This is a genomic window from Pseudomonas sp. SORGH_AS_0199, assembly GCF_031453735.1.
Lineage (GTDB): Bacteria > Pseudomonadota > Gammaproteobacteria > Pseudomonadales > Pseudomonadaceae > Chryseomonas > Chryseomonas aestiva.
This window is the reverse complement of record NZ_JAVJAE010000001.1, coordinates 3,289,164-3,302,007: the sequence shown is the minus strand read 5'-3', so window position 1 is coordinate 3,302,007 and position 12,844 is coordinate 3,289,164. Positions and strand designations below refer to the sequence as shown.

Genomic DNA, 12,844 nt, shown 5'->3' with positions numbered 1-12,844 from the left:
CTCAGGCCTGCTGCAGCTGCTCACGCAGGAAGGCATTCATCCGCTCCAGCGTCCAGCGCACACCTGGCAGCACCCCGAGCATCTCGATGAAGCCGTGGATCATGCCTGGCAGCTCGTGGTACTCCACGGCGTTGCCGGCACCGATCAGCGCCTGGGCATAGAGGCGCGCATCGTCGCGCAGGGCGTCGCATTCGGCGCCGAAGATCAGCGCCGGCGGCAGGTCGGCGTGGGAAGGGGCATAGAGCGGCGACACGCGGGGGTCGCGGGTGTCCACGTCGCGCAGATACATCCCGGAGAAGTAATCCATCATCGGTCGGGTCAGCGGCGGGACCTCGGCATTCTCGATACGCGAGGGGTGACTCCAGGCTTCGGGGGTGTTGTCGACGCCGGGATAGATCAGCACCTGGGCCTTGAGCCTGAGCGGTCCCTCGCGCAGGTGCAGCGCGGCCATGGCCGCCAGGCCGCCGCCAGCGCTGTCGCCGGCTACGGCGACACGGTCGAGATCGAGGTGCAAGGCGCTGCCGGCCTCGGCCAGCCAGTGCAGGGCGGCCAGCACATCGTCAGGGCTCGCCGGGGCCGGATGCTCGGGGGCGAGGGCATAGTGCACCGCCAGCACCGCATGGCCGGTGCCCAGGGCGATCTGGCGACAGAGCGAGTCATGGCTGTCCAGGTCGCCGATCACCCAGCCACCGCCGTGCAGATAGACCACCAGCGGGCGGGGTCGATCGTCTTCCGCATAGGGGCGGTACAGGCGCAGCGGGATGGGGCCGAGCGGACCAGGCGCGTTGAGCTCGTCCACCCGCGTCACCGCTGCCGGCGGCAGGCCGAGGGCGTGATTCAGCTGCACATAGGCGGCGCGCGCCTGCTCCGGGGTGAGGCTGTCCAGCGGCGGCTGCGGATGGGCGGCCAGCTGCGCCAGCAGGCCGGCGACCTCGGGAGTGAGGCGCGCGAAGACGTCGGGCATGGGGCTTCTCCTGTGGTCCCGGGTGCCAGGATGGACGCCGGGTCGCCGCCAGCCTCGCCGGAGGTCACGGGCGGGTCTATCGATCAGATGAACGATGGCGACCCGCGTTGGACCCCGGTTCGCGCGCGGCCGTTGCGCGGACGCGCGGGTAGCAGAGGGCGGCCTATCCTGCATCTGAACGATAGGCGCGCCGCAGCGGTACGGTAGACTCGGACCCAAGCCAGGCCCCGTCAGGGGGCCGGCATCCTACCCAAAGACAATCAAAACAATGGGGGTAGCATGGATCAGTCAGCCGTCGTTTCCTGCAGCGTGCCCAGCACGGTGGTCGCTCGCTTCAGCCAGGTCGTCCTGGCGCTGCAAGCCCGCCTGCGTGGCGGGGCCATCACCGAATTCCATGCCCAGGCCCTGGAGCAGCTGCAGTGCCTGGTCGCCTTCGACAAGGCCTGGTGGGGAAATTCCGCCTGGCGCGACGGCGCCCCCGTGGCGCACAGCACCTTCCTGCTGGGGCTGCCGCGCAGCTATACCCGGGAATGGGATGCCCTCAAGGCCGACGACCGCGCCCTGGGCGACCTGCATCAGGAGCAGGGCCGCTGTCAGCTGTTCGACTGCCGGGACCAGACGGCCGCGCCGGCCCTGGCCGCCCTGGGGCAGCGGTATGGCCTGGCCCATGGCCTGCGCATCGTGCTCACCGACGACCAGACCCGCCTGGGCGTGCACCTCACGCTGTTCCGCGAAGATCCCGCCACGCCTTTCACCGCGCTGGAATGCCAGCTGGTGGAATGGCTGATGCCCCACCTGCTGCATGCCGAGCGCGAGAGTTGCCTGCGCACCCTGGCGACCCTGAGAGACAGCCAGGGCAGCTTCGACGAAACGGCCCTGGCGGTGTGCGATCGCTATGGCGTGCTGCTGTCCATGGAGCCCGGCTTCGCCGCCCTGCTGGCGGGGGAATGGGAGGGCTGGCACGGCAATCGCCTGCCGCCCGCCTGTGATCCCCAGAGCACCTACCAGGGCCGCACCCTGCAGCTCGATGCCCAGCCGCTGGGCGATCTGCTGCTGCTCAAGGCGCGCCGGCGCAGTTCGGCGGAGCGCCTCAGCGCCCGTGAACTGGAAGTGGCCCAGTGCTTCGCCCTCGGCCAGACCTACAAGGAAGTCGCCCGCAACCTGGGCATGGCGCCGGCCACGGTCCGCCATCACCTGAGGCGCATCTACGAGAAGCTCGGCGTCAACCGCAAGGCGCAGATCGCGCAACAGGTCGCCGCCGCGCCGGACTGATCCTCCCCTGATCCCTATGCCAAGACCGGGCGCTCACGCACCCGGTGAGGCCTCGCTCGCCCGCTCGAATGCCCTGAGGAATCCCGCCATGCCGTCTTTGCCCGGAATGCTGACCCGCGCCGCCGTCCTGTCGCTCGCCGCACTGGCCGCCACCACCCATGCCACCGAAAAGGGCATGCCGACCACCGCGGCCGGGGTGCAGGACTTCGGCGCCGGCTTCATGCCGCCGTCGACGCCCGTCGGCACCTTCGGCATGCGCTTCAGCGACTACCAGGCACGGGTGATCAAGGACAGCCATGGCAAGGACGATGGCAACGATTTCAACATCAATGTCCTGGCCATCGGCCTGGCCTACCTGCGCATGACCGACCAGCAACTGTTCGGTGCGCGCTACGGCTTCGGTGCGGTCTCGGTGTTCTTTCGCATGGACGCCGATCTCGGCATCAACGCCGGTGGGCAGCGGGTGTTCAGCGACAGCGCCGAGCTATTCCGTCCCGCCGACCTGCAGCTGATTCCGCTGATCCTCGCCTGGGAGCCGGCGCCCGGCGTCGGCATCAACACCCAGCTGTCGATCCAGGCGCCGACCGGCGACTACGACAAGAATCGGCTGGTCAGCCCCGGGACCAACCACTGGACGGTCTCGCCGATCCTCAACGCCAGCTACATCAGCCCGAGCGGACTGGAGCTGTCGTCCAGCTTCCAGGTCGACATCAATGCGCGCAACGCGGCCACCGACTATCGCAGCGGGGTGGAGTATCGCCACGAATTCGCCGTCGGCCAGCATTTCGGCCCCTGGACCGCGGGGCTGGGCGGCTACTACTACCGCCAGCTCAGCGACGACGACGCTCCCGGCCTGACCCGCGGCAACCGTGCCCGGACGCTGGCGCTGGGGCCGGCGCTCAGCTTCTTCGATCCCTCCTCGGGATTGCCGGCCATCTGGCTGCACGCCTACAAGGAATTCGAGACGCGCAACCGGGCCGAGGGCTATACCGTGGCGCTGAAAATCGGCGCCAGCTTCTAGGGCGGCATGCTAGACGCCTAGCATCTCGCGTACCCGGGCCGCCAGGGTGTCCATGGCAAAGGGCTTGGTGAGGATTTCCATGCCCGGGTCCAGATGCCCGTTGCCGATGGCGGCATTCTCGGCATAGCCGGTGATGAACAGCGTCTTCAGGCCCGGACGCGACTGGCGCCCCGCTTCAGCCATCTGCCGACCGTTCATGCCGCCGGGCAGGCCGACGTCGGTGATCAGCAGGTCGAGCGACACGTCCGATTGCAGGATCTTCAGGCCGGTGAGGCTGTCGGCCGCTTCGATCACCGCATAACCGAGGTCTTCGAGGATATCCACGACCAGCATCCGCACCGTCGGTTCGTCGTCGACGATGAGCACCGTTTCGCCCTGGGTGCTGCCGGCCACCTCCCGGCGCGCGGTCAGGCCTTCGTCGGTCGGCGCCTCGCCCAGGTAGCGCGGCAGATAGATGCACAGCGTGGTGCCCTGGTTGATCTCGGAGTAGAGCCGTACCTGGCCGCCGGACTGGCGCGCGAAGCCATAGATCATCGACAGGCCCAGACCGGTGCCCTGGCCGATGGGCTTGGTGGTGAAGAAGGGCTCGAACACCCGGGCCGCGACCTCCGGCGCGATGCCCACCCCGGTATCCGTCACGCACAGCGACAGGTACTGACCTTCCGGTAGATCCTGGGCGCGGGCGCTCTCGCGATCCATCCAGCGGTTGGCGGTCTCGATGGTGATGCGACCGCCCTCGGGCATGGCGTCGCGGGCATTGATGCACAGATTGAGCAGTGAATTCTCCAGCTGGCTGGGGTCCACCAGGGCCGGCCAGAGGCCCGCGGCGCCGACGGTCTCCACCTGGATGCCAGGACCCACGGTGCGCTGGATGAGTTCGGTGAGGCCATCGATCAGCTGGTTGACGTCCACCGGCCGCGGCGCCAGGGTCTGGCGCCGGGAAAAGGCCAGCAGCCGGTGGGTGAGGGCGGCGGCGCGCTTGGCCGCGCCCTGGGCGGCGATCAGATAGCGATCGAGTTCGCGCAACCGCCCCTGGGCGATGCGCGTCTCCATCAGTTCCAGGGCACCGGAGATACCCGCCAGCAGGTTGTTGAAATCGTGGGCGAGACCGCCGGTGAGCTGGCCGACCGCTTCCATCTTCTGCGACTGACGCAGCTTTTCCTCGGCCTGCATCAGTTCGGCCGAGCGTTCGGCCACCCGGATTTCCAGGGTCTCGTTGAGGGTACGCAAGGCGGCCAGCGCCTTGTCCCGTTCGGCTTCGATCGCCCGCCGCTCCTCGACGTCGATGAGCACCCCGGGAAAACGCAGCGGGGTGCCGTCGGCAGCGTGATCGACCCGGCCATTGGCCTCGATCCAGTAGTAGTTGCCGTCGGCGCGCCGTACCCGGTACTGGTGGGCGAAGGGACCGCTCTGGGCGATTACCCCGTCGATGGCGTGGGCGAGACCGCCCTTGTCGTCGGGATGGACGTTGGTCACCACCTGGGCCAGGCTCAGACCTTCGCGACCCAGGCGCGGATCGAGACCGAAGACCGTGGCGAAGGCTTCGTCCACGGTAAAGCGGTCGGTGGGCAGGTCCCAGTGCCAGGTGCCGATGATGGCGCCGGCGGACAACGCCAGCTGTACCCGCTCGATGTTTTCCCGCGCCAGGGCCTCGCTGATGCGCAGCCGTTCCTCGGCGTTGCGCCGCTCGGTCACGTCGCTGAAGAGGATGGCGATCTGGCGCTCGTCGGGATCGCCCACCCGTACGGCGCGGACATCGAACCAGCGTTCGAAGGTGTTGGCGTAGTTTTCGAAGGTCGCCGGCTCGCCGGTCTTGGCCACGTGGCCGTAGGTATCGAACCAGAACTGTTCCAGGTTGGGGGCGAATTCGGTCACCCACTTGCCACGCAGGTTGACCCCGGCCTGGCGTTCGAAGGCCGGGTTGGCTTCCAGGAAGCGGTAGTCGATGGGCTTGTCGTCGGCGTCGAACTTGACCTGGACGATGGCGAAGGCCGAACCGATGGTCTCGATGATGGCGCGGAAGCGTTCTTCGCTCTTGCGCAGGGCGGTCTCGGCCGTCTGCAGCTGGCTCATGTCCAGCAGGGCGCCGATCATCCGCAGCGGGCGACCGTAGCTGTCGCGGATCACCCGACCGCGGTCGAACACCAGCGCGTAGGAGCCATCAGCGCGCTGGAAGCGGTATTCATCGGTCCAGACCAGGCCGTCGCCGTCGATCACCGCGTGGATGGAGGCCGCGATACGGGTGCGATCGTCCGGGTGGATCCGGTCCAGCCACCAGTCGCTGGTCGATTCGACCGCGGTGGGGGTGTGACCATAGGCCGTGTGCAGCGCCTCGTTCCAGAGCACCGCCCCGGAGGCGAAGTCCCAGTCCCAGATGGCATCGTTGGTGGCTTCGGCGACCAGGCGATAGCGTTCCTGGGTTTCCTTGAGCGCAAGGCCCGCCAGGTGTTCTTCGGTGCGGTCACGCAGGATCTTGACGAAGCCGAGGGGCTCGTCGTCGTCATCGTTCAGCGCCATCATCTCGCCGGACGCCCAGAAGCGCTGCCCGTCCTGGCGCAGGTGCCAGCGCTCGTCGATGGCGCTGCCGTCGCGCAGGGCCTTGGCCATCTCGTACTCGGCACGACGGTTGGCACGGTCCTCCGGGGTGAAGAAACGCGAGGCATCCTGGCCGATCATTTCCTGGGCGGTCCAGCCCATGACCTGCTCGGCACCGGGATTCCAGTCGGTAATGAGCCCCTCGGAGTCGCAGACCACGATGGCGAACTGGGTGGTGCTCTCCAGCACGGCGCGGCTGCGTGCCTTGCTGGGCCGGCGGATGGCGCCGGTCGGGGCCACGGCGCGGTCCTCGGTGGACCGCAGGGCGGCGCGCAAACGCAGGACTTCGGCTTCGAGTTCCTCGCGCGTCAGCGTTGCCAGGGGTGCCTCACTCATCTTGCAGAAGATCCTCGGGAAAAAGCGGTCTGAGCATCGTTCGACCACGAAAGCGGCAGAGTGTGGCGGCCTCGTGCGACGCAGGATAGGCCTTGCCGCTGATCGGCAGGCTGGGCGGAAGGAACGGCCCGGCTACTGCCCGGATTGCGGCTGCGACCAAGCGAAGCGGCCAGGGCGTAGAGGTCGCCGGGATAGAGCGGGGCAGGGGAGGCGGCCGGCGGCAGCGGCTGGCACGCGGCTGTTGGGTGGCGCTGAGGAAACGACCCCTTGCGCCAGGGGAGGAGCGATGGCACCTCGGAACCCGCTTGCCGTCGGCGACCTCTACGAAGGCAAGCGGCGGCCCTTGGGATCGCCAGAATCCTTCCCGAACGGACCGCGCAGGAGCACTTCGAGCATGACCATGGAATCCTCCCCTGCAACCGCGACGCTCAAACGCGCCATCACCCTGCCCATGCTGCTGTTCTTCATCCTCGGCGACGTCCTGGGTGCGGGGGTCTATGCCTTGGCGGGTACCATCGCCGGCCGGGTCGGCGGCGCCATCTGGGCGCCCTTGCTAGTTGCCTTGCTGTTCGCCCTCCTGACCGCGGCGTCCTATGCCGAGCTGGTCACCAAGTACCCCAGGGCGGGGGGCGCGGCGGTGTTCGCCGAGAGAGCCTTCGGGCAGCCCTGGCTGTCCTTCCTGGTGGGCTTCTCGATGCTGGCCGCCGGGGTTACCAGTGCGGCAGGGTTGGCGGTGGCCTTTGCCGGTGGCTATCTGCAGGCACTGGTGCCCTGGCCCGCCAGTTGGGTCTGCCTGGCCTTCCTGGTGCTCATCGGCCTGCTCAATGCCCGGGGCATCAGGGAATCGCTGTCGGTCAATCTGGTGATGACCCTGATCGAGCTGTCAGGCCTGGTGATCGTCGTCGCGGCGGCGGCCTGGTTCGTCGTCCAGGGACAGGGCGAGCCGGCGCGGCTACTGGAAGTGGACGCGCCCTCGGCCACCGTGGCCATCCTCGGTGCCTCGCTGCTGGCCTTCTATTCCTTCGTCGGCTTCGAGACCTCGGCCAATCTGGCGGAGGAAGTGCGTGACGTCAGCCGCGTCTATCCGCGAGCGCTGTTTGGCGCCCTGGTCATCGCCGGCATCGTTTACATGCTGGTGGGCGCCGGCGCCGCCCTGGTGCTGCCGGTCGACCAGCTCAAGGCGTCGGGCGCACCGCTGATGGACGTGCTCGGTGCCTCGGGCCTGGGGGTGCCGACCCGGGTGTTCGCCGTCATCGCCCTCATCGCCGTGGCCAACGGCGCACTGCTGACCATGATCATGGCCAGCCGCCTGGCCTATGGCATGGCCCGCCAGGGCCTGCTGCCGCCGGTGCTCGGCCGGGTGCTGCCACGGCGACAGACCCCCGGGATCGCCATCCTCGCCACCACCGCGGTGGCCATCGCCCTGACCTATACCAGTACCCTGGATGTGCTGGCCGAAACCGTGGTGCTACTGCTCCTGGTGGTGTTCATCAGCACCAACCTGGCGGTGCTGGTGCTCAAGCGCGACCGGGTCGAGCATGCGCATTTCCGCGTCCACTGGCTCTTTCCGGTACTGGCCCTAGGCTCCTGTGCGCTACTGCTGGCCCAGCAGGGCGCCGCGACCTGGTGGCGCGCCGGGCTGATGCTGCTGGTGGGCGTGGCGCTCTATGGGCTGACGCGGCTGGCCGGTTCGCACCGGGTCAACGCCTAGGCGCCCACCAGGGCGTAGAGGGTCCGCATGTCGGCTGGCTTGGTCAGGTGATGATCGAAGCCGGCCGCCAGGGCCTCGGCCTGGTCCTGGGGCTGGCCCCAGCCGGTCATCGCGATCAGCCTGACCGCCTGGCCGTCCGGGGTGGCGCGGATCGCCCGGGCCAGCTGGTGACCGGTCAGGCCGGGCATGCCGATGTCGGAGATGACGATCTCGGGGCCATAGCTCTGGAACAGCGTCAGGGCTTGCTGGCCATCGTAGGCGACCCGCACTTCGTGGCCATCCAGCTCGAGGAGTTCGGCGATGGTGTCGGCGATGTCGGGGTTGTCGTCGGCGACCAGGATCCGGCGAGTGGCGGGCGCTGCCGAGGCGGCGGCCACGGTCTCCAGCGCGCTGGTGGGTGGCGCCACCGTCAGCGGCAGGCTCACGGTGAAGCGGCTGCCCTGACCCAGGCCGGCGCTGGTCACGGTGATGTCGCCACCCTGCAACCGCGCCAGTTCGCGGGAAAGGGCCAGGCCGATGCCCAGCCCGGGCGAGCGCTCGGTAAGGCGCGGATCGAGCTGGCCGAACATCTGGAACAGGTCCGCCAGGCGCTCGGGGGCGATGCCGATGCCGTTGTCGGCGATGTCTACCCGCACCTCGGTCTCGCTCGCCTGCACGGCGAGGGTGATCCGGCCTCCTGCCGGGGTGTAACGGGCGGCGTTGCCCAGCAGATTGATGAAGATCTGCTCCAGGCGCAGCGGATCGGCATGCAGCCAGAGGGGCGCCTCAGGCAAGTGCAGCGCGAAGGTCTGGCGCTTCTCCTGCATGGGCGCCAGGGTCGCCTCGGCGGCGGCCTGGAGTACCGTCTGCAGGGTGACGACGGCGTTGTGCAGGGTGATGCGGCCAAAGGTGATGCGCGAGATGTCCAGCAGATCGTTGAGCAGGGCGCCCATGCGTTCCACCTGTCGCTCGATGGTCTGGCAACTGCGCTGCTGCTGTTCGGCCGAGGCCTGGGGCGCGGCGATCAGCGCCGCCGCCTGGCGAATGGGGGCCAGCGGATTGCGCAACTCATGGGCCAGCACGGCGAGGAATTCGTCCTTTTGCCGGTCGTTGTCGCGCAGCTGTTGCTCCTGGCGCTTGCGCTCGCTGATGTCGAGAAACCAGACCGCCACGTTGCCGTCGAAGGGCGTGGCGCTGATCTGCAGCCAGCAACTGGCGCCGCTGGCATCGGCACCTTGCACTTCCACGGACCAGGCCGCCTCACCGGCCTGGTGCTCCGCACAGAGCTGCAGGATCCGCGCACTGGCCCAGGGCAGGCGGGCGTTCGCAGCGCTGCCGTCGAGGTCCAGGGTGGTGGCGCCGATGGGGTTGAGATAGTCCCAGTTGAAGGCACCCGCGGCAGCGGGCACGGCGATGCCGAAGGAGACCTGGGAGCTTTCCAGGGCCACCCGCAACCGGCGTTGCGAACGCAGGGCGGCCTCCTGGATGCGGGCGCGGTCGATCACCAGCACCGCCTTGGAGGCGCACAGGTCGGCCAGGCGCTGCTGGCGCGGCGTGGGTTCCCGGGCTTCCGACAGGTGGACGGTGATGGCGCCGAGCGTGCCGTGCAGGGTACTGCGCAGGGGCACGGCATGCAGGGCGGCGAAGCCCAGGCGCTGGCCCAGGGCGGCCAGGGAGGCGAACTCGGGTGCGGCCGCCAGCGCCGGCACCACCACCCGGGCATCGCTGCGCAGCGCGGCGGCACAGGCGCTTTCCGCCAGCGGCAGGGTGGCCAGCTGCGCCTGATCTTCCGCCGAGAAACCGGCCGCGAAATACAGCTGCGGCGGCTTGCTGTCTTCCAGTAGCGAGACGCAGCCCAGGGACGTCTGGTGGAAGCGACAGAGGACCGCGAGGATTTCCTGCAATTGCTGTGGCAGCGAGGGCAACTGCAGCAGACGATGATTGAGCCGCTGCAGGACCTCCAGGTCGGCGACCTGCAGTTGCAGCTGTTCCTGGCTCAGTTGCAGGCTGCGCAGGTAGTCGTCGCGTTCCTCTTCGATCAGCCGGCGGGCTTCGGCCGCGGTCAGCAGCGCTTCGCCCACCTGGCGGATCTCCAGCACGTCGCTGTCGGGCAGCACCGGCGGCAGGCGCTGCCCCAGCGCCTGGGCGGCCGCCTGCAGCGCCTGCACCGGCCGGCTGATTCGCCGCGACAACAGCAGGGCCATCGCCCAGGCAAAGACCACCGACAGCACCAGGCCACCGCCATAGAGCGCGAAGGAGCGATTGGCAGCTGCGGCCACCTCTTCGGTGGGGATCGCCGTGGTTACGGTCCAGCCGGAATCGGGCAGGCGCACGAAGGCCGTATAGACCTCGTGACCTTCCCGGGTGCGGGCGGTACCGACGCCTTCTTCGCCGGGCTGGGCCAGGATCTCGGCCAGAGCTGGCAGGGCCGGCTCGCCCAGGCTCTCCTCGTGCAGGCTGGTACGGGCGACGCGCAGGCCATGGCGATCGAATACCGAGCCCACCCAGTCCTTGGGCAGGGCGCGGGCCATGCGCGCCGCGCGGATGCTCTCCGGTGTCATCACCGCGGTCAGCACGAAAATCAGCCGACCTTCGCGCAGCACCGGGACCCGGATCGGAAAGGCCAACAGCCCGGCGGGGCCGCGGCCCAGTTGCCCGATCACCGGCCGGCGCTGGGCGAGCACTTCGGCAAAGCTGTCCGGTTCGGCGAGAGGACCGCCTGCGGGCCGATTGACGCTCGATATCCGCCGGACGACCTCGCCCTCCGGCGTGGCGAGCAGCACCGTTCGCCAGCCTGGCACCAGCGGCAGGATGCGCCCGACCAGGGTGTCGAAATCGCTCAGGTCACCCGTCCGCAACAGGGGCGACTCGGCCAATGCCTGGAGAATGGTCACCGAGCGGCGCAATTCGCTTTCGATGGTGGTGGCCGCCTGGCGGCTGGACTCCAGGGCTCGCTGTTCGGCTTCGTGCTGCTGGTGTTGGACGAGCAGCCAGAGCCCCAGGCCGGCCACCAGCGCCAGGGGCACGATTCCGGCGAAGGCGATGGCCAGCAGGCGATTGCGCAAGGGGACCAGACGCGCAGGGCGAAGCTTCGTCGGCGGCATGGGGATTTCGATTGAGGAAAAGGCTCATTCTAGCCCGACTGCGCATGGCAATTGGCCAGGGCGGCGGCTGCTCGTCAGCTGGCTGCATCCTCCTGGAGCCCGCGTCGGCTCTAGCCTGCAGCTCCTGGCGGGTGCGCCGTCGATCGCCGATGGGTGGCTATTCAGCCAGTGACGGTAGCGCCGAACAGAAGGGGTGAACATGCCTTTCCTGACTGGAGTCGCGCCATGCGTACCCTGAAATTGTCGGCCCGCTCGGCCGTGTGCTTTGCCGCCGTTACCCTGTTGCTGCTGGTGCTGGCGGTCACCTCGGCCGTGGGCCTCAACGCGCTGTACAAAGCTGAGCAGGATGTCGAGACCAACTGGATGGCCAGCATCGCCCAGACGGCGAAGATAGACTCCCTCGTTCTCAGGCTGCGTCTGGAAACCCTGCGCATGGTGGCCTCTGAAGACGAGCAGATGAAGCAGACCGCCGCGGCGACCATCGCCCAGGCGCGCGGCCATCTGCAGCAGGAGGTGGCGGCCTACCAGGCCCTGGTGGCTTCGCCTGAGGAGCAGCGGTTGGCCGATGCCGTGTCCGCCGGCGCCAAGCTCTACGATGCCCGCCTCGACGAGATCGTCACCCTCGCCCGGACCCGTCCGGCCAGCGAAGGGACCGCCTACGTCAATGCCAACATCCGGCCGCTGACCAACGATCTGCAAGAGAAGATCGTGGCCCTGGCGGACTTCAACCAGCGCGGCGCCAAGCAGGCCGGCGAACTGGCGACCCAGACCTACAGCCATAACCTCTGGCTGCTCGGGATCATCTCCGCCGTGGCCGTGGTGCTCACCGTGGTGCTGGCCACGCTCTATACCCGCAGCATCCTGCAGCCGCTGCGCCAGGTGCTGGCCGTCAACCGCCGCATTGCCGAGGGTGATCTGCGGGTCGCGGCCGTGGCAGAGGGCCGCGACGAAATGGCCGACCTGATGCGCGCCACGGTGCAGATGCAGCAGACCCTGCGCGATACCGTCAGCCACATCGGCGAAGCCTCGACGCAGCTGGCGTCCGCCGCCGAAGAGATGAACGCCGTGACCGAAGAGGGCAGCCGTGGGCTGCAACGGCAGAACAGCGAAGTGGAGCAGGCGGCTACCGCGGTCAACGAGATGACCGCCGCCGTCGAGGAGGTGGCGCGCAACGCCGCCTCGGCCTCGACGTCCGCGCAACAGTCGGAGCGCTCGACCGGTCTGGGCGCGGCTCGCGTCACCGAGACCGTCAACGCCATCCAGTCGCTGACCGGCACCGTGTCCCATACCAGCGAGCAGATCGTCGCCCTGGCCGGGCAGGCGCAAGGCATCGCCACCGTGGTCGACGTGATCCGCGGCATCGCTGAGCAGACCAACCTGCTGGCGCTGAACGCCGCCATCGAGGCCGCCCGGGCTGGCGAACAGGGCCGTGGCTTCGCCGTGGTCGCCGACGAGGTGCGGGCCCTGGCCCACAGAACGCAGGAATCCACCCGCGAGATCGAGCAGATGATCGGCGGCATCCAGAGTGGTTCGGAAGGCGCTGTCCAGGCCATGCAACGCAGCCGCGACGAGGCTACCGCCACCCTGAAGATTGCCAACGAAGCGGGCGCGGCCCTGGAGGAGATTGCCCGCTCCATCACCGAGATCAACGAGCGCAATTTCCTCATCGCCACGGCCTCGGAAGAGCAGGCCCAGGTCGCCCGGTCGGTGGACCAGAATCTGGTCAGCATCCGCGACCTGTCGATCCAGACCTCGGCCGGGGCGCACCAGACCGCCGCCGCCGCCCATGAGGTCTCGCGCCTGGCGGTGGACATGAATCGCCTGGTCGGCCGGTTCTCGGTCTGATCCGACTGAACGGTGGT

The 12,844-nt window shown here is 68.7% G+C and carries 7 protein-coding genes; 4 read left to right on the top strand and 3 right to left on the bottom strand.

Features of this window, described 5'->3' with window-relative positions; translation table 11 throughout:
- Position 1: 1 nt before the first annotated feature.
- Complete coding sequence (locus tag QE444_RS15540; protein ID WP_309739630.1) at positions 2–964, bottom strand: alpha/beta hydrolase; 963 nt, start codon at positions 962–964, stop codon at positions 2–4.
- Between the two features lie 279 nt (positions 965–1,243).
- Between QE444_RS15540 and QE444_RS15535 the strand changes: the two genes are divergently transcribed.
- Positions 1,244–2,236: a helix-turn-helix transcriptional regulator gene (locus QE444_RS15535; RefSeq protein WP_309739629.1), complete on the top strand. Its 993-nt coding sequence runs from the start codon at positions 1,244–1,246 to the stop codon at positions 2,234–2,236.
- 106 nt (positions 2,237–2,342) lie between these two features.
- Positions 2,343–3,257 carry a transporter gene (locus tag QE444_RS15530; protein WP_187981364.1) on the top strand — a complete coding sequence of 305 codons (915 nt, stop codon included), beginning with the start codon at positions 2,343–2,345 and terminating at the stop codon, positions 3,255–3,257.
- 9 nt (positions 3,258–3,266) lie between these two features.
- On the opposite strand, the gene QE444_RS15525 is transcribed toward QE444_RS15530, so the two are convergent.
- Positions 3,267–6,188, bottom strand: coding sequence for a PAS domain-containing protein (locus QE444_RS15525; protein ID WP_309739623.1), 2,922 nt, complete (start codon positions 6,186–6,188; stop codon positions 3,267–3,269).
- 394 nt (positions 6,189–6,582) lie between these two features.
- Between QE444_RS15525 and QE444_RS15520 the strand changes: the two genes are divergently transcribed.
- Entirely contained in the window at positions 6,583–7,899 is a 1,317-nt protein-coding gene (locus QE444_RS15520; protein ID WP_405046431.1) for an APC family permease, read from the top strand.
- On the opposite strand, the gene QE444_RS15515 is transcribed toward QE444_RS15520, so the two are convergent.
- Positions 7,896–10,982 (bottom strand): ATP-binding protein, encoded by a 3,087-nt coding sequence (locus QE444_RS15515; RefSeq protein WP_309739620.1) that lies wholly within the window; start codon positions 10,980–10,982, stop codon positions 7,896–7,898. The two genes, QE444_RS15520 and QE444_RS15515, sit on opposite strands and share 4 nt — an antisense overlap.
- A gap of 225 nt (positions 10,983–11,207) precedes the next feature.
- Between QE444_RS15515 and QE444_RS15510 the strand changes: the two genes are divergently transcribed.
- A complete protein-coding gene (locus QE444_RS15510) occupies positions 11,208–12,827 on the top strand; it encodes a methyl-accepting chemotaxis protein (protein ID WP_187979453.1) in 1,620 nt (539 codons plus the stop codon).
- The last annotated feature ends 17 nt before the right edge of the window (positions 12,828–12,844 follow it).

Coding starts and splice junctions, on each gene's coding strand:
- QE444_RS15540 (WP_309739630.1), bottom strand. CDS start 964: ATGCCCGACGTCTTCGCGCGCCTCACTCCCGAGGTCGCCGGCCTGCTG.
- QE444_RS15535 (WP_309739629.1), top strand. CDS start 1,244: ATGGATCAGTCAGCCGTCGTTTCCTGCAGCGTGCCCAGCACGGTGGTC.
- QE444_RS15530 (WP_187981364.1), top strand. CDS start 2,343: ATGCTGACCCGCGCCGCCGTCCTGTCGCTCGCCGCACTGGCCGCCACC.
- QE444_RS15525 (WP_309739623.1), bottom strand. CDS start 6,188: ATGAGTGAGGCACCCCTGGCAACGCTGACGCGCGAGGAACTCGAAGCC.
- QE444_RS15520 (WP_405046431.1), top strand. CDS start 6,583: ATGACCATGGAATCCTCCCCTGCAACCGCGACGCTCAAACGCGCCATC.
- QE444_RS15515 (WP_309739620.1), bottom strand. CDS start 10,982: ATGCCGCCGACGAAGCTTCGCCCTGCGCGTCTGGTCCCCTTGCGCAAT.
- QE444_RS15510 (WP_187979453.1), top strand. CDS start 11,208: ATGCGTACCCTGAAATTGTCGGCCCGCTCGGCCGTGTGCTTTGCCGCC.